The sequence below is a fragment of the Enterococcus sp. AZ078 genome, assembly GCF_051714985.1.
Lineage (GTDB): Bacteria > Bacillota > Bacilli > Lactobacillales > Enterococcaceae > Enterococcus_B > Enterococcus_B hirae.
In genome coordinates this window covers 439997-456797 of record NZ_JBIOSW010000001.1, presented here as the reverse complement: position 1 = coordinate 456797, position 16801 = coordinate 439997, and the positions used below count along the sequence as shown (strand labels likewise).

Annotated in this window: 17 protein-coding genes and 1 tRNA gene; all 18 read right to left on the bottom strand. The window is 35.7% G+C overall.

The annotated features are described in order from the left end of the window. Nucleotides 1–458: 458 nt before the first annotated feature. On the bottom strand, nucleotides 459–1487 hold the full coding sequence (locus IGJ18_RS02170; RefSeq protein WP_014834283.1) for an Abi family protein: 1029 nt from the start codon (nucleotides 1485–1487) through the stop codon (nucleotides 459–461). A gap of 149 nt (nucleotides 1488–1636) precedes the next feature. Then, nucleotides 1637–1710, bottom strand: a tRNA-Ile gene (locus IGJ18_RS02165). Between the two features lie 233 nt (nucleotides 1711–1943). After that, nucleotides 1944–2981: a GH25 family lysozyme gene (locus IGJ18_RS02160; protein ID WP_160445026.1), complete on the bottom strand. Its 1038-nt coding sequence runs from the start codon at nucleotides 2979–2981 to the stop codon at nucleotides 1944–1946. Next, nucleotides 2978–3268: a holin gene (locus tag IGJ18_RS02155; protein ID WP_010738214.1), complete on the bottom strand. Its 291-nt coding sequence runs from the start codon at nucleotides 3266–3268 to the stop codon at nucleotides 2978–2980. Before IGJ18_RS02155 ends, IGJ18_RS02160 begins: the two co-directional genes overlap by 4 nt. Then, on the bottom strand, nucleotides 3261–3611 hold the full coding sequence (locus tag IGJ18_RS02150; RefSeq protein ID WP_014834287.1) for a hypothetical protein: 351 nt from the start codon (nucleotides 3609–3611) through the stop codon (nucleotides 3261–3263). The genes IGJ18_RS02155 and IGJ18_RS02150 overlap by 8 nt, the downstream gene beginning before the upstream one ends. Before the next feature lie 58 nt (nucleotides 3612–3669). Further along, nucleotides 3670–5640, bottom strand: coding sequence for an SGNH/GDSL hydrolase family protein (locus tag IGJ18_RS02145; RefSeq protein WP_160445027.1), 1971 nt, complete (start codon nucleotides 5638–5640; stop codon nucleotides 3670–3672). After that, nucleotides 5627–7024: a phage tail protein gene (locus IGJ18_RS02140; RefSeq protein WP_438842806.1), complete on the bottom strand. Its 1398-nt coding sequence runs from the start codon at nucleotides 7022–7024 to the stop codon at nucleotides 5627–5629. The genes IGJ18_RS02145 and IGJ18_RS02140 overlap by 14 nt, the downstream gene beginning before the upstream one ends. A gap of 2 nt (nucleotides 7025–7026) precedes the next feature. Further along, nucleotides 7027–7761, bottom strand: coding sequence for a phage tail domain-containing protein (locus tag IGJ18_RS02135; protein WP_252702671.1), 735 nt, complete (start codon nucleotides 7759–7761; stop codon nucleotides 7027–7029). Then, nucleotides 7745–11860, bottom strand: a complete 4116-nt coding sequence (locus IGJ18_RS02130) for a tape measure protein (RefSeq protein ID WP_438842805.1) — start codon at nucleotides 11858–11860, stop codon at nucleotides 7745–7747. The genes IGJ18_RS02135 and IGJ18_RS02130 overlap by 17 nt, the downstream gene beginning before the upstream one ends. Beyond that, the gene (locus tag IGJ18_RS02125; RefSeq protein ID WP_252702689.1) at nucleotides 11853–12434 is read right to left on the bottom strand and encodes a Gp15 family bacteriophage protein; all 582 of its coding nucleotides are present in this window, start codon (nucleotides 12432–12434) and stop codon (nucleotides 11853–11855) included. The genes IGJ18_RS02130 and IGJ18_RS02125 overlap by 8 nt, the downstream gene beginning before the upstream one ends. Before the next feature lie 8 nt (nucleotides 12435–12442). Then, nucleotides 12443–12880 carry a hypothetical protein gene (locus tag IGJ18_RS02120; protein WP_438842804.1) on the bottom strand — a complete coding sequence of 146 codons (438 nt, stop codon included), beginning with the start codon at nucleotides 12878–12880 and terminating at the stop codon, nucleotides 12443–12445. A gap of 77 nt (nucleotides 12881–12957) precedes the next feature. Then, nucleotides 12958–13434 (bottom strand): phage tail tube protein, encoded by a 477-nt coding sequence (locus IGJ18_RS02115; RefSeq protein WP_010738476.1) that lies wholly within the window; start codon nucleotides 13432–13434, stop codon nucleotides 12958–12960. Beyond that, nucleotides 13427–13834: a minor capsid protein gene (locus IGJ18_RS02110; RefSeq protein ID WP_438842803.1), complete on the bottom strand. Its 408-nt coding sequence runs from the start codon at nucleotides 13832–13834 to the stop codon at nucleotides 13427–13429. Before IGJ18_RS02110 ends, IGJ18_RS02115 begins: the two co-directional genes overlap by 8 nt. Next, the gene (locus tag IGJ18_RS02105) at nucleotides 13834–14181 is read right to left on the bottom strand and encodes a minor capsid protein (protein WP_438842802.1); all 348 of its coding nucleotides are present in this window, start codon (nucleotides 14179–14181) and stop codon (nucleotides 13834–13836) included. The genes IGJ18_RS02110 and IGJ18_RS02105 overlap by 1 nt, the downstream gene beginning before the upstream one ends. Next, nucleotides 14182–14523, bottom strand: coding sequence for a putative minor capsid protein (locus tag IGJ18_RS02100; RefSeq protein WP_010738479.1), 342 nt, complete (start codon nucleotides 14521–14523; stop codon nucleotides 14182–14184). Continuing rightward, the gene (locus IGJ18_RS02095; protein WP_010738480.1) at nucleotides 14517–14933 is read right to left on the bottom strand and encodes a hypothetical protein; all 417 of its coding nucleotides are present in this window, start codon (nucleotides 14931–14933) and stop codon (nucleotides 14517–14519) included. The genes IGJ18_RS02100 and IGJ18_RS02095 overlap by 7 nt, the downstream gene beginning before the upstream one ends. Beyond that, a complete protein-coding gene (locus tag IGJ18_RS02090; RefSeq protein ID WP_438842801.1) occupies nucleotides 14930–15868 on the bottom strand; it encodes a hypothetical protein in 939 nt (312 codons plus the stop codon). Before IGJ18_RS02090 ends, IGJ18_RS02095 begins: the two co-directional genes overlap by 4 nt. Before the next feature lie 70 nt (nucleotides 15869–15938). Then, nucleotides 15939–16799, bottom strand: coding sequence for a capsid protein (locus IGJ18_RS02085; protein ID WP_160445032.1), 861 nt, complete (start codon nucleotides 16797–16799; stop codon nucleotides 15939–15941). Between the last annotated feature and the right edge of the window lie 2 nt (nucleotides 16800–16801).

Below are 16801 nucleotides of genomic sequence, written 5' to 3'. Positions count from 1 at the left end.
TCTCCTCTCCCTTTCTGAAATTCTGGACAAATTTAAGAAACAAAAATATCATTTTTATCGCATTAAATCAATATTTTCTTTTTTTAAATAATCTAAGATAGATAAAGAATGACCCAAATTTGTGGTAATTTTTGTGGTAAAAAATTGCAAAAAAACATCCTTCACAACCAAGTTATTTGCAAATAATTCTAAAAAAGCTACTCTTTCGAGTAGCCCTAGATAGAAAAGCGTAGTAAAACACAGGAGATCTTGTGAGGTTGATCGTGGATTACTACAAAAATTATTTTGTGCTACATAATTTTAAACTAAATAATGCGAACACAACACAGAATATTTAGTAGCACAATATAATTATAATCTATGAAACTAAGCTTTTTTATTCAATTTTGTTATAGCTGATATAAAAAATAACCACCCGAAGGTGGATAATTATTAAACTCTTATTTTGCAAGTTAATGCTATTTAAATTCTTCTTTGTCTTCAAAAATTTTTAGTAATCCTGAATTCATTTCTATAAAATTCGATATTTTATATTCCCAACCTTCAATAAACCCCATTTTTAATTTAATAGTAGTAATTGATATTGTTTCAAAGATACCTAATTTATCATTAATTACCAAAGGAAAATAAATACTAAGTAAAAGTTGATTTAAATCTTCTAATGATAATACTAGTTTTAGCATTGCTAATAAACCAAAGAGGCTACCTTTTTTTATTTCATTCAACACACTATTATCATAATATTTTTTGAAATTTTTTTCTTTAAGTGCTCCAATTTTTTTGGAATATAAAACTTCTTCATGAGCACATATATTTCTATAAAAGTTAACAGCTTTAATTATTTGCTTCAAAGCACCAACTGATACGTCATTTTTTGTATTATATTCTCTTTTAAATTTTACACTAAAATCTCTAGCAATTTTTTCTTGTAAATCATTTGTTAAAGAATTAAAAAGATATGATGTTTCGCCAAAAGTTAAATTATTAATTAGTACCCATATTGGTATATGTGAATGATTTTCTAAATAATGTTTTATTGAATTACTGTATTTTTTCTTTTTTTCTCTCTGAATTATTTTAGATAAATTAGCTATATTTATTAATACATTATCCAAAGAACTAGGTTCTTTTGTATAGCAATTTGCGTTTAAATACGCATTCTTTTCGGGAAATTTTTCTGCAAATCTATATGCAATAATAGTTTTTAAATTAGTTTCAAACATCAATAAATATTTAAATATATGGTTTCTAAAGTCTCTATCTAAAGAATACAAACGATAAATTTCATTAAAATTTGTATTTTCAATAAATTTTTCAGAACTACCATAGCTTTTATCTAAAAAGATATCTTTGTATCCATTAATAACATTATAGTAATTTTCTCTCAAAAGAATAGACTTAGTTACCTCTTTGTCGGAAACAACCAGTCCTCTACTTATCAAAATATCAATCTGATTATCTAATGTTTTAAACGGTTTGCTAATCATATTACCACCTATACAAAAAACGCCATAACCGCATTCTGACGATCATGGCTTAATCTTCTAGAAAAATTATAACAACAAACTAATCCGCATGCAACAAAAAATTATTTTTTATAATTTATTCTAGAATAAAACGTTAATTTTAAAGTTTATGTACCCTGCAGGACTCGAACCTACGACCGGACGGTTATGAGCCGTCTGCTCTGACCAACTGAGCTAAGGGTACAAGGTATCATGCAAATCTGGTAGAGGGCACGAAAGAGAATAGAAAATAACATTCTACCAGATTTGTATGATCAGATATTAAAGAAAAATAGAGTTGTTATAGAGACTCATTCGCTTGTATATGAGAGAATAATTTAATAGTTGAAATCTCTATAACAATAATTATGTTACTCCTAACTTACCTGTAATGAATATTTTCTTTTATTATTTTTTAGAAAAAATTAATAATACATTTTATAATGTTAAATAGATATCCTTAATCCGAACATCGTTAACCGCACCTTCACCATTTGCTTGATTACAACGGCGGAAAATGACATCGATTTTCGTGCCTTTTTTCACCCAGCTTAAATCCACAGTAACGTCCATTCCTAAGGCATCGCCACCTTTATAATTATAGGATTTCTTCACATCAGGTCGTTTGATTCCTTGTGAAGCCACACGAGTAATTTCTTCATTTGTGCCATGTTTCATGATCAAGATATAAGCAAATTTACCGATTGCACCTTCTGGTTTATCTGGCACTAGCCAACCAGCAATCCGGACTTTTCCTTTGCTTGCTCCATTGAATTTATCCAATTTCGCCCATGCGTTACCTTGATGAACAGCTTTACTTGCTGCTACTGCTTTATCGTGATCAGATGGTGTTTGGGGATTTGGTTGCTGTACTTGGATAGATTCTACTTTCACTTGATTACTTGAGGGTTGACACTTACCAGATGTGGCATAGGCTTTCCAAGTATTTTGATCACCATAAAAGATATTTTGATCATATGGTATCGAAGTATATTGCCACATTGCCGCATTAGTCCAGTGTTTAATTTTAGGGAAGTTTGATTGATAAGCTGCTACCCACAATCCATAATCTGCTTTTACTATTTCGGAAAAATCTTCTTCAAATAAAACTGAAGCTGACGTGTAAACTAGGGCTTTGATTCCTGTTTTTTGTTGGATACGATCCAGCATTTGTTTTAAAACACACGTTCCTTGTCGTCCATACATTTCATAGTCTAAAACTAGAATTCCTTTGCCAATATATCCTTGAACATTATTAATAAAGAAATCTGTTTGTGTTTGCCAGTTTGAATCATCAATAAAATGATACACACCAAAAGGTTTGCCAGCTTTGATAGCTTGTTGAACAAACGGATCACAATAGCGATCTACAAAGTTACAACCTTCCGTTGCTTTAAACATATAAGCGTCTGCTGGATAATCCTTGATATTTTTTGAACCGTTATTATTGGATAAATCTACTACCTTTAATGTCATTTTTCATCGTCTCCTTCATTGATTTTTGTTTCTTTATAAAGTGATTTTCCATTAGCCGGCAAATCATAAAAACCACCCGCAGACATTCCTGCCAGTATTCCTGCCCAGGCATAAGTGGCTATTTCTCCATGAATGATCGTCAGTGCATAGCTAATACCAATAATCAATCCAAAAAGAACATTCAAAAACGGCAACCATTTATTATTGATTGCCGTTTGTTTAATCATTTGTGTTACACCTACAACGATTGCGCCAATAATCGATGTCGCAAGTAAGATATTATCCATCTTTTTCTTCCTCCTTCAATGGATAATGGGGTAAGGTTAAAATTTTACTGTATAGCGCTTCGCCTGTTCCATTTCCACCAAGCGCTCGATACCCTTTCCATATATATTCCAGATTTTCTAAATCATCTACTGAGATCCATCCTTGTTCTAAAAAATAGATACATTGTTGATAGATTTTATCGTGTAATAACGCTAGGTTTGCGGATTCTAAGTTCCGAAACCTTCTTTCTGTTTGTTCTCGTTGTGCTTTCAATTGTTTGAACACTCTTACAAACAAAGAAATCACTCCGCCAGAGCCTAGCGCAACGAACAAACTATTAATTTCTAAAAAACGATCAAGCATGTTATTTCGTTGTTCCTCCTTTATATAAAAATAACCACATGTAAAATTACATGTGATTCTACCCTAATTGTACTGTTACAGTAGATAACCCTGTAGTCGCATATCGCCAATTTAACACTAAACCGTCTGCTGAAAAAGTAAATGGAGTTGCTCCATTTGCACGATTTAACACTCTTAGTTCTCCATCGGTTATTTTTTCACTTGCTTTAAATAGCTGTTCGCTTAAGACCAAATTTGAGCCTCCACCATTTATCGCTTTTAATTGTAATTGATAAATAGCGACACCTTTATTATTAGTTTTAACCGTAACTTGAACAGGGGGATTATATACTGCATTTTGATCGGAAAAGTCATACTGTAAAGAATCAAATAATTCCTTTAACGTAATTTTCGTTGTTGTTTCAACCTCTCCATTTGCTGAAACGACTTTAGACCATACACCAGTTGTTCGATGACTTCTAATTTGCGCCATCAATTGTGTACGCGTCATAAACTCCAAACCAAAAAATTGAATATTTTCTGTTCCAGTATTTTGAATCGTAACACTATGCATTCCCTTTCTTGGAATCACTAAAACTGGTTCTGATTCACTAGAAACTTGCCCTAATTCTGTGATAAAAGCCCCATAATAAGTTTGATAATAGATATTATAAAAATTCCCATTTTTAGGAGTCGTATAAGTTACACTACTATCAAAAGTTAAGCTACTTTGTTTAGAACCGAATTGAGTGGAAGTTGATGTATTTTGTCCTAAAACACCAAAATCCAAACTCATTTTCAAAATAGCGGCATTATTTTTTCCTAAATAAGAATTCGGATAGGCAATCAGGTTATCTTCTAAGGTTTCAAATGTATAAACAATTTTCCCACCAGGTGAAATAATCAAAGCAACACCTTTTCCGCTAGTTGTTTCATCAGGCGTTGGATAGGAAGTATTATAAGCATAAGTAGCTCCTGAAACCACGGTCAATCCATCAATATCACGTACAGAAAGAACACCATTTAATAACTGATTCACTTCTAATTTTCCATAACTTAAGATGAAATTAGCTACTTTAGCCCCTAAAAAAGAATAACCCTTCGTATTGAAGTGGATATTGTCTGAATAGTAATTAGCAGGTAAATTAGATGTTTCGATTCCTAAATCAAGATATGGCACATCGCATTCATCACATAATTTTACAATTGCTTTTCTGAAAGTATGTAGCCCTAGATTGACTGTTGTACGTTGCTTTGGTGGCAACATAACCATCACTCCAGCACCCCATTCATTTTCACGTTGTATAAGTTTCCGATAGGTATTTTGAAATGCTTTCATACCGCCATAGGTGGCATCATTAGTTCCTAAACAAAAAACCGTGATATCTGCATTAGCGCTAGTTGTCCATCTTTTTTGATAGGCTTCTGCTGTTTCTCCAGGAGTTGCTCTTGCTCCGATTGTAACCAGACCAGGAAAGATTTCATTCATAATCGTTTGAAGCTTTTCTGGATAGGTCACTCCGGCCCTCGTACTATTTTGATTCGGTTGATCAGGTAATGCAGGGCGTCTATCTGTACTTGTTTGATCCAAACCATACGTCAAGCTATCTCCTGCCACCACAATCTTGATCGCTTCTTTTTTGCTTCTAAGTTTTTGAAATGCGACAGATAAAAGATAACTTTGGTCACGTATAAAAGCTAAATTCTTAAAATCGGCATCTAATCGCTCGCTCAAGACTGCTTGTGTGACTCCGTTTGCATCCGTTCGTGAATCAATCACCTCAGAATCTTCTGTTAGTTGCCCGATACTAGTGTTGACTCTCTTTTCTAGTTCCTTCTGCGAAGCAGAAGTTTCATAAGATAATTTCTCTGCAAAATTAGATTGAATATTCGTGATTTCAATTGCTCGTGCCATGGATTCTCTTGTATCCAATCCTTTTTGTTTCGTACGAATGAAATCGGCGTACTTAGCTACCGTCGAATTAACTTGATTTTTATCATATTCAGGATTTGTCGGTGTAACCGCTGTGGGATCTCTATACTCTGCCATTACCACTACCTCCATTTATTGTGTTTTCTAACGCTGTAATTCGTTGATTATACTCATGAATAATACTTGTAAATGCATTGAATTCATTTTCCATCGCTGAAAAATTATTAAATATATCAGCGAAACTTTTTTGCAAAACATTCATCTCTGCACGAATATCTTCAGTAAAAACTGCTACATTCTTATTTATTGCGACAATATTCGTCTGCTGCTGCTCAACCCCAGACGCCATCGTCGTTACTGCTGACTTAGCCGAAGAAATATCAGCGTTATACTGTTCTTGCGTCTTCAACTTGTTCCCAAAAGTTAACGTCGATTTTTCTATCTCATTTAACTTCAACTGCATACCAACAATTCGAATATTTTCATCAAGTCCTAACCATTTATTCTTAACCACATGCCAATTTCCTACTTCAAATTGATCAACAGCTAAACCAATCGGGAATAAATCTACTGCTGAAATTTGAAACTGATTTGTAGATACCTTCTGTGAAGCTAACCATTGCTTTGCTTTAGCTAACAAGATATCCGGTTCATGAACATCATCCCAAACAACCGAACCTGCAATAGATCCAAAACGAGCTCGCTTCTGCTCATCGATTAAATAGTCACGTCCATTATTAACTTTCTCAATGGTTATTCGAGGCATAGAAACATCAGAAGTTTCACCCTCGGGTGCTTCAATTCTTGCACCTCGAGGTTTTAGAATTGTAATAATTTCATTTGGATCCATCGTTCTTGAAACAGACAACATATTTTTCTTCAATTCGATAGTTTGTGAACCATTCATTCCTGAACTGTTTAACCAATCAATGAAATTAACTCCTTCTCCTCGTCTGATTCGTATTTCACCACCAAAAGTCTCTAAACATTTTTCTTTTATCGTTTCATAGGTAGTTGCTGTATCATCAATAAACTTATAAACATTATCTGTCGAATTCGTCACTTCTACTGTTCCCACTAAAAACTGCTTATGTTCTTCTACTTGTTTATTATGCTCTTGAATAATATGCGTAAAAAATTGTTTGGGCGTGATATTTTGGGCTTTGTAATAACTTTGAATACTATCATTCAAATATCCTTTTTCAGATTCACAAGTGATTTCTTTAAAAAGTGTTCCGTCTTCTGAAAAACTCTCTTTTGGTAAAACCACTCTTCCAGAAAACACGATTTTATCTGTTTGAGTATTCTTAACTGTTATTCGAGTAGTCAATGCATCAATAGAACTATAACCAGGAAACGTCGGCAACATCTGAAAAGTAAATTTATCTACTTCTAAGGACAAACCAAAATCAATCGTTGGATCAATTAGTTTTACTGCATTAGCGTAGGGAGAATGGATCACAATTTCCCCATCATTCGTATAAATCGTCACTAAATACATCTTTAGATAATCTCCTTTCTGAAATCAATCGTCAACGTTCCTGTTCCTGTCACATAAAGTATATTCTCGCCATTTTTCAAAACTAAGGCATCTGAAGTACCAGTTCCTGAATAGATTTTGAACGTCTGTCCATCTTTTTGGATGGTAAAATTTCCACGCGCAGTTACCGTAGGAGTGACAACACCAATCCCAGCATTCACATATTTCAACACACGAAATCCGTCAATCGTATAAGAGGTTGTTTGTGCAAAGCCATCTTCCAAATCAAATTCATCCCAGTTATCATTGGATTCTAAGGATTCACTGATTCGAAAAGGATAGCATTGAAATTTTACAGTTAAAGTACCGAAACGAACAGCTTCTTCAAAAGTAGGCGCTTCTTGAACCTCTGCCAAGTAATAATAATCTAGCATCACATCATCGATTAGTTTTGTTTTCGTTGTTGGTTGCATCAGCCAATTAACAACTTTTGTCCATAAACGATATAACGCTTCTTTCGTCATTTCTTCACGATCAATGATCAAAAAGGGAAAAGTAATCGTTCTTTCCGAATAGTTTTGATCGCCATAAACTTCAGAAAAATCATAAACCAAATTAGAATGGGGAAGATCAACGAGTATTTTTTCTTTTTCAGGAAGCTCGAACTCTTTTTCGTCCAAAACATCTAAACCAAAATCGGTGCTATGTTTACCGTTAAATGTAATGCCATACTTATAGCGATTATTGCCATCGCGCATCGTTTACCATCCCCCTTTCTGCAAAAATGGTTCTTTCTGCGACTGTCGCAGCATTATAAGGCGTTAGTCGACGATTGACTTGATTTGGATCAACTACCGCTTGGACATTCAGTGGGCGGGCATTTAATACTCTAGCCAAAGCTTTCAAATCTATACCTTCATTTTGATGATAGGTATTATTAATAATTTGATTTCCTGAATGTTCAAGACCAATTCGTCCAGTTGCAAGGGCTGTTTCTGGTTGGATTGGTTTCATCAGTCCATCATAAATTCTAGCCATTGCCTTATCAACTGATTGCGAACCTCTAGTAATACCTACAGCAACTCCTTCAGGAATATAGCGACCGACATTATCACGGAATAAACGAGAAGGCGAATGAATCTTCGCTTTTGCTCTTGCAGCTCGTTCCGCTTGTGCTACTAATGCATTAGCAGCTGCAGTAACTGACCCTAGCGCAGAACGCATACCTTGCGCTAACCCCGCACCGATCATATATCCTACTGCTCTCATTGACCCAGCTCCCGATCGCGCAACATTTACAGCGCTATTCACAAGTTGACTAGAAGCACTCCGAACTTGACTATTTCCACTGCGAATTCCCGTAGCCATATTATTACTTGTCATTTTTCCAACATTTAAAGCGGTTCTCGCCATTTTCATGCCATCACTGGCTACTCTTTGATTAATTTGAGCAAATACTTTCGTAATTTGATTGCCCATACTTGTAAATGTTTTTGAAATTTGAGAAACCATTGTTCTCATAATTGACGAAACCCTTGAAGACATCGTTGAAAAAGCCATAGCCAAAACATTAGTTGTTGTCGCCATTGTTCTGATTTGATTACTAACATTAGCAGTCATGCTTGTAATGTTAGTTCCTGTATTGGTTGCTGCGGAACTCACTCTATTCAACGCCGCTGACATCATAGCTGCGGAACTAGTCAATAATCTAAACGAGTTACCTGCGTTATTCACTGCTGCCGAAATACTCATGACCCTAGCATTGAATAAAGCAATCGCACCTTGTACAGCACTCAATGCCGAATTAATTGACAATATTTTCGTGCTAAAAGCATTAAACGAAACACTAGCCGACATAAGTGTAGGAGGAATCGTCATTAGTTGGGTTCTAAAAGCTGATATATAGATATTTGCCCCTGATAAACCCGATAAGCCAGTAACCGCCCCTGAAGCAAAACTAGCAAAGCTACTAGAAACTTGTATCATTTGCGCTGGTAATGCATTGATACTATTCGAGAATTGCGTGATTACATTAGGAAGTGTCTGCAAAGTAATATTCGCAGCCTGTCCGGCATTTGCAATCATCGTCAATCCCATTCCTGCTTGTTGCATTCCTGGTCCCGCTGTTGCGATTCCTGAACCAGCAATAGCTGCCAAACCAGTTGCAGTTGCCGCCAATGTAGCTGCCAAATCACCAAGTTTTAAATCAACAAGTATTTTAATTCCTTGCGCCATTTGTTTAACGCCTTTTCCAGCATTCAAAGCAGAGTTCCCAATTGAATCAAAAATACCAGAAATTCCACTAAGAATATTATTAACAGCATTACCAAAGCTTTCTATAACGCTAGAAGCGCCATCAAAAACATTTTTGATAACTCCGCCAAATTTTTCAATAACTCCTCCAATATTATCTAAAATGCTCGATATTTGTGTACCTAACTCTTTAATCAAATTAGTTATAGAGTCGATTATCGGTCTAATTTCAGTAATTAGAGTTTGGAACGCTTGAACGATTTGAGAAATAACTGGTGCTACAGCCTCAACCATTGCTTGTACAGCCGGAGCAAATGGCGCTAATGCTTGTACTATTCGGACGATTGCATCCGCTACTACTTGACCAAGACGAACAAATGCATCAGCTATAATTTGAATAATTGGAGTGATTGCTGTTGCTATTTGTGAGATAGCTGTTCCTAAAGCAGATATGATTGGAGGCAAAGTACTTAAAATTTTTGCAATAGCATTTCCAAGAGCGTCAATAGCTGGAGCAGTTGCACCTATAGCAATTCCTACAGCTTCTATTGCTGTTGCCATCGCACCAATCGCAATGCCAACAGCAACTACTAAAGGAGACAAATTACTGAGTGCCATCGTTACCTGGGGTAGTACACTAGCAACTTTCACAAAAGCCTCGGCAAGAGCATTAATAACAGTCGTAGCAACTAAAGATACAGCTTGAGCAAATGAACCGATAAGTGTCGAAGCAACCAGTGAAAACCCTTGAGATAAAGCAGAAATAATCATCGACACACCTTCACTTTGAGTAGCCAGTAATGCCAACGAAGCGTTAATAATGCCGATACCAGCTCCAATAGCTACAGCAGCTATCCCAACAGAAGTACCAAGTGCTAAAATATTAGCAGGACCAGCTAATTTCATTGCCGCACCTATCCCTTTAAAAGTAGCTGCTAATCCAGCACCTATGCCTTTTGCAGCAGTTGCTACTCCAGTAAGAGCTGTTTTTATACCCGTTCCTATACCTGTTGCACTTGCTTTAATGGCGTTTCCAGAAGACTTTATTACATTAGAGAGACCAGTGAAAACATTAGTCATCGTACTCTTTGAACGACTAACACCTTTTACAGCTCCGTTCATTCCTTGTTCAACGTTCTTTTTGAACAAGTTAAACGGATTGAAAGATTTTATAAAATCTAATCCTTTCATCCCTGTTTTTACTGCTGAAAAACCTGCTAAAGTTCCAACTAAAACATTTGTAAATCCACTTATGATACTTGGATCTAGCTTAGCTATAAATTTGGCTATACCGTCTACAGCCTTAGCAATTACATCGACCACTTTACCGACAACTGTTCCTAACGTCGACCAGATAGAAGCGTCGCCAACAGAATCTGCGACTTTTTTAAACGCTGCGCTAACACTTTCAATAGCGTTTTTTACACTTTGAATAGCACCAGTTTTGCTTAGTGCCGTCATAAATTTTTTCACGATATTGGCGCTAGCAGTAATAACACTATTCAAAGCAATAAAAACCTTTCCTAGCGTTGAAACCCAAGCGCTTGGACCACCCGAAACATTAGAAAAAGCTGTCATTACTGACTTTATGGCTTCTTTCACACTTTTAATAGCTTTAGTAGAAACTTCGACAACTGCATCAATCGGCTTTGATAAATCTTTACCAGTTAAATCGCTTAACCCTTTTTTTAAGTTATCAACTGCTAATTTAGCGAATGTCGAAAATAATTCAGGTAACCCTTTTAAAATTCTCCCCACCATAGGAATAAAGTTGCCAAATAAAAAAGTCGAGGTAGTCGTTGCAAGTTCATTTAATTCATCTTTAATGTCTTCACCTATTGCCAACTTTCCAAGAACATTTTGCATTGCTGCTTTCATTGAAGCGAAACTGCCACTTATCGTGGTCGCAGCCTCTTTAGCTGTAGTTCCTGTAATCCCTAATTTTTCTTGCACTGCATGAATCGCTTTAACCGTATCTGCAAAATCACCCACTGTATAATGTTCACCAGTTAGTTTTTCTGCATCCTTCATCAAGCGTTCCATTTCAGACTTTGTTCCACCATAACCTAGTTTTAGATTATCTAACATGGCATAGTTACCGCGAGCCAAAGATTGATATGTTTGAGTAATCATTTCCATGTCAGTTCCCATTTTATTGGCATTATCTGACATGTCGATCATCGCCGTATTAGCTAATTCTGCGGCCTTTTTTGTATCACCACCAAGACTACCGATTAAACTCGCAGAAAATGAAGTAACATTTTCCATATACTTATTTGCTGAAACGCCAGCTGTTTTGAAAGCTTGGTTTGCATAATTTTTAACAATATCCGCATTCTCTTTAAATAAAGTTTCGACCCCACCAATTGACTGTTCAAGCTTTGCTCCTTCAGAAATTGCGCTAGAAAATGAACTTTTTATAGCATTCATCGAAGTACTAATTGCTGCAGAAGCAACTTTAAGTAGTCCCATTGATACAACTAAGTTTTTTATTGACCCACCTGCTCGACTTCCTACACTTGTCAATTGATTAAGACTCTTATTTAGAGAAGTTACACCTTTACCATTAACTTCAACATCAATCTCAACTCTTCCATCACTCATCGTCCTCACCTCCCTCTGTATCTGACAATGCATATTTCTTCTGAAGCTCTTTCATTCGATTTTTTTCTTCCATTGATTCACCTTTACTTGGTTTCCAAGTACGAATTTGAATAATTTTTGCCAAGATAGTATCATCGGGTAAACTTTCAAGTAACGCTTGAAATTCTTCCCATGATAGTTTCCCTTGTTCTTCGAATAGATTAATTCCTATCTGCCTAAACGAAGCATAGATATACTTGGCATCCTGAACTAAATCGATTAATTTCGTATGTTTTGTCGGCTTTTTTGGTAACGGATTGCCTAATCGATCGGTTTCTATCTCATCTTCTTCCGTGTTAATATAAGTACTAAAAATAGAATGAAAGAATAAAAACTGTTGTTCGATTGTCCCTTGAAATTGTTCTTCAAAGTCATCGACCAACAGTTCTAAGCTCATATTTATTTTTTCTTCAGGGAATAAACTTTCATCAGCTAATATGTCGAAAACATCTAAAACATTATCAAAAGCTAAATCAATCGAATATTCTTTGCCTTCAAATTCAATCGAAGTGACTAACGGATCGTTTAACCGCATCTAATCACCTATTTCTTTTTCTTGTTTTTTAATGCTTTCTTTTTCAATAAATCATTTTTCCGTTTTATAACCTCATTTTGTCGCTTAGTCGCTTCTCTTTCTATTTCTTCAGCAACCTCAAATTCTAGAGTATCGAATAAGCTATCTAACTGGCTAATGTATGGATACTTGCCATATATCTTGGCAAACGAACCATCACCTAGTAATGCATCATATTTTGCTTTCAATACTTCCTTCAGCAAATTAATCTGTAATAATCCATATTCTTTAGTAGAATTATCAATATTTTTAAGCTCTTCTTGCTGCTTTGAAAGCTCCCTCTGTTTTACTTCTAATTCATCTTGGACGTCGTAAAAGCGTAATAATTCTTCAACTTCTGTCCCAAAGAAAAATTCTAACTCACCAATTTTGATTGGAAAACCACTTCGTTCTAATTGAAATTCCACATTGAACACTTCCTTATTTTAATGAACATGTACAGTTACTTCCCTATCGCCAACGACAACCCCATCAATAGATGGGGTTAGCCTTTTGGGGTAGTTTTTGGTAACGTATCAAAGGTAATTTTGCAACTAAATTCTTCGTATTCCGTTGCATCACCAGCACCTGCGACAATATCCGTTAATGTAGCTCGTCCCACAACTGTGTCACCGTTAGTTTGGACGACCTTATGCCAAATTTTTCGTTCATCGCCGATTTTATATTTTTTAGATGCTATCAACGCTTGTGCTTTGTCTTCTGGATCATAGAACCCTTCCGGACTATACGCTCCTGAAACAGAAGTTACAGTTGTTTCGGGGGTGCCGTCTCCGTCATAAAACCCTGTATCGTCTGTTTCTTCGTCAGTGTCATCACCGATTGAACTAATAAATTTAGCTAATGGTAACCACTTTTCTCCTTCTTCTGGTGCTGTTTCTTCTCCTGGTGTATACTCCGCAATATAATGTTCTCTTAATGCATTTTTCTTGCGACCAAAATATTGTAAATTCATTTTAATCATGTTGCTGTTCCTCCTTAAAAGTCGTTAGTTTCACTTGAAAATCCAATAAAAAAACGAACCAACCTTGTTCATCCGCTTCATTGATGAATGGTTTGCTCGTTATAGTTAATCGACTGAATTCAAAAGATTCATTCAAGCTATGAATATCTTCAATTTGCTCTAAATAGTCTGAAATAAGCCATAAGACTTGCTCAATCTTCGAACCATCTTTTGATTTCATAGCTATTTCATAGTTTAATTGTTCATCCTTTATCCCATCGTAGTATTCTTTCAATACCTGACCCCCTGGTAATGGATAAACAACTAAACTTTCATTTCCTGACAGATAGCCTTTTCTTAATGGAATCGGCAAGTCTGAAATAGTATTGATTTTATCTTTTACTCGATCAATAAAATCCATTATTCAATACCCGCTCCTCTCAAAAAAGCTTTCTTCCAATTAGCACCGTGAATGGAATTTGCTTTTAAGTCCCATCGTTTACCTGTTCCTGGTGTGGAATACTTTCTAAATACTACTTTTCCATTTGTTCCATAATATTGTGCTTTTGCGCACGGTGTTTGATAAATAATTTTCGAGTGATCACCGTTAAGATGAGCACTCCCTCTCAATGCGCCTCCCCCAGATCTTTTTGGGACATAGCGATTCATATCAGCCATTGCTTGATTACCTAAAGCATATCTCCCGCGCTTCATAGCTTCTGGACTTATTTTTTTTCGAATACCTCCAATATCTACCTTTACTCCCACTTAGACCACCTCTAATTCATACGAATAAATAGTTTTTGAATAAGCATCTATAACCGTATCAACCTTAGTAATGACATGTTCTTTACCATCATAAATCACTAGTGACTGCTCTTTAAAAGTAGGTAGCGGAGTTGTTAGTCCTTCATAACAAAAAATCACTGCGTTATAGAGTAACTGTTTGCCGCTTGACGAAAAAGTATACTGACTTCCTCGGTCAATGCGACAATTTTCTATAGTTGCATAATCTCCATAAATCGGCTTGTTATAATCCCCTTCTCCTAAATATTCTCGATAGATAAAAGAATCAACTAGAAACTTCTTTGGTGGCTTTAGCATTAACATAATTGTACACCTCGATATAAAAGTCCTGTGCTCTCTAAATAAATGTAGACGTCTTCTGCGACAAGTAATTTATTCCCAGAAGCCCCACTTCCTTTTAAAGAACTACTACGGTTGCCGTTCGTAATGCTTGTTCTACCAGCAGAAAAACTTTGTGGCGTATTGTTAATACTTTCGTAAGTATCTCCGCCAACTTCATCGAAATAAATGATTTGAGCACAGAGCGCTAACTTGAATTGGTGAACACGAAAAGCAATTGGATCACTTTTTATATCATTGAAACGATAAAAATGGTTGGTTATATTATCTAGAACAGCAGAAGCTTTCGCTAGATTAGAAGCAAAAATCGTTTTGTAATCATCCGTTTTTCCTGTTAATTCTTTAAATTCCTCGAATTCGATATAAGCACTCATACAGATTCACCTTCTAGCAACTTGATTAGATCACTTTTTCGATCGGTGGATTTGTAAGAAATCATTCGGTCATCTAATAATGACTTTAATTCAGGAATAGTTTTACTTTTTAAAGAAACGGATGATTTATTCCCGATGATTATTTCTGGCGCAACTGTATAGCCGCACATCTCATCTTTAGAACCTCGGTACATTTTTACTTGTCGATAACTTATCGTAACTGAAGTAGAAGCATTCCCCTTAACACCTGGGGTCACACTTAAAGAGACGGTATCTTCGGGTAAAATAATCTCTCCCTTTGATATACCTGAACTGCTCGACGCTATTTCATTAGATGGCGCCGTTAACCTTCCAGAACTTTTTTGAACTTTTAGCTCTGTAGTTACCGCCATAGAACTATTATTTTGATATTCTGCACTAGCAGAAATTTTATCTCCAGGCTTCAAGTTCAATTCTTTTAGTGTCCTAGTGAATGCTGTATTAGGTGGTGACCATCCCGAATAGGTAACTTCTTGCCACTCACTGCTATTATTTGGATAATAGTTTCTTGTATATTCGACAACATTATCTTTTTTAGAGACATCAATTGGCACATCACCTAAGAAATAGACTCTACCTGACGCGTCAATATCAGGCTGTACACGATAAATCGTTTCATTTGAATAATCTTGTATTGCTAAATAATCTTCTTGAGAAATATCTAATACATAATAATCACCGGTACGTTCTTCGCCATTAATCATCAAATTTCGGCTTTCCTTAATTGGGAGCGTTGTAAAACTGGGGATATTTGTCTTTTCCGTTCCTTCTTTATAAGCGACTTGATAGGTTCCTTCAGGAAAAAAGGTTGATGGAGCTAATCCATCGATTGTCAGCGGACTAGCTCCTTCTGCAATTTTTTCGTTTCCTTTGTAAATAACAAAAACTTGCGACATTACTATCTCTCCTAACTAAGTTGAAAAGTGGCGCTCGTTGCCGTCACATCCACCCCATCTATTGATGGGGTTAATCTTTTGGGGCATACGATAGATAGATTGCTTTTTTTGCATTATCAAACACGATAGCATCGTAATAATCTAAGCCTTTGATTGTATCTCGATAACCACTTCTGTCTTGAGAAGCAGGGACAGTATCTACTGTTCCATATTTAACGATTGGGGCTACTGCTGTTAAAGGAGTAACAATAAAGTTAATGTTTTCAGTAATAGTTAATCCCCCGATACGATTTTTCGCTACTTTCAAAATAGGAACTCCACCATCAATTTGTGCTACTGTTCGATCAATTCCCGCAATAGACATTTGATTAGTAGTGAATGATTTTGTAACACCTTTAGCATTTTTCAATAGGCGATAAGTAGCGGCTGAAACAAACATCACATAGCCACCAGGCACTTCGTTATCAGTCATATATTCTTCTGATGCGTCATATGCTGATAAAATATTATCTTCAGTTAAAGTTTCATTCTCTTTATTTCCTGCATTATCATATAAAGCCTGAATAGCTACCTTATCTCGATGTGGAACTGTAATTAGACGTTTATGCTCAGTTACAATATTATTAATCGTCAATGCCGAGCTTTCTGATTGGTCAAGTTGATCTACATCATAAGCAAACCAATCTTCATGTGTTAATTTAATCGTTTCTTTTTCGATATTAATTTTATTACGTGCATTATCGCCATTACGGTTATATTTTGAAGCTTCAACAAAGCCGGACATTTTATTAACCCGTACTTCATTTACACCGACAAAATCAGCAGCCGTAATGCTTTTTGCCCCTTGGGTTAAAACATCCCATACTTGGGAATCAGCTCTAAAATCTTTGTCAATAGTTGCTAAATCTTTCGAATCTAATACTAAAGCCATAT

Excerpts from the sequence above, each read along its gene's own strand:
- IGJ18_RS02140 (WP_438842806.1), bottom strand. The coding sequence starts at position 7,024 with ATGTATTTAGTGACGATTTATACGAATGATGGGGAAATTGTGATCCAT.
- IGJ18_RS02110 (WP_438842803.1), bottom strand. The coding sequence starts at position 13,834 with ATGGATTTTATTGATCGAGTAAAAGATAAAATCAATACTATTTCAGAC.
- IGJ18_RS02130 (WP_438842805.1), bottom strand. The coding sequence starts at position 11,860 with ATGAGTGATGGAAGAGTTGAGATTGATGTTGAAGTTAATGGTAAAGGT.
- IGJ18_RS02115 (WP_010738476.1), bottom strand. The coding sequence starts at position 13,434 with ATGATTAAAATGAATTTACAATATTTTGGTCGCAAGAAAAATGCATTA.
- IGJ18_RS02085 (WP_160445032.1), bottom strand. The coding sequence starts at position 16,799 with ATGGCTTTAGTATTAGATTCGAAAGATTTAGCAACTATTGACAAAGAT.
- IGJ18_RS02160 (WP_160445026.1), bottom strand. The coding sequence starts at position 2,981 with ATGACATTAAAGGTAGTAGATTTATCCAATAATAACGGTTCAAAAAAT.
- IGJ18_RS02090 (WP_438842801.1), bottom strand. The coding sequence starts at position 15,868 with ATGTCGCAAGTTTTTGTTATTTACAAAGGAAACGAAAAAATTGCAGAA.
- IGJ18_RS02145 (WP_160445027.1), bottom strand. The coding sequence starts at position 5,640 with ATGGCAGAGTATAGAGATCCCACAGCGGTTACACCGACAAATCCTGAA.
- IGJ18_RS02095 (WP_010738480.1), bottom strand. The coding sequence starts at position 14,933 with ATGAGTGCTTATATCGAATTCGAGGAATTTAAAGAATTAACAGGAAAA.
- IGJ18_RS02135 (WP_252702671.1), bottom strand. The coding sequence starts at position 7,761 with ATGCGCGATGGCAATAATCGCTATAAGTATGGCATTACATTTAACGGT.
- IGJ18_RS02155 (WP_010738214.1), bottom strand. The coding sequence starts at position 3,268 with ATGGATAATATCTTACTTGCGACATCGATTATTGGCGCAATCGTTGTA.
- IGJ18_RS02100 (WP_010738479.1), bottom strand. The coding sequence starts at position 14,523 with ATGTTAATGCTAAAGCCACCAAAGAAGTTTCTAGTTGATTCTTTTATC.
- IGJ18_RS02150 (WP_014834287.1), bottom strand. The coding sequence starts at position 3,611 with ATGCTTGATCGTTTTTTAGAAATTAATAGTTTGTTCGTTGCGCTAGGC.
- IGJ18_RS02125 (WP_252702689.1), bottom strand. The coding sequence starts at position 12,434 with ATGCGGTTAAACGATCCGTTAGTCACTTCGATTGAATTTGAAGGCAAA.
- IGJ18_RS02170 (WP_014834283.1), bottom strand. The coding sequence starts at position 1,487 with ATGATTAGCAAACCGTTTAAAACATTAGATAATCAGATTGATATTTTG.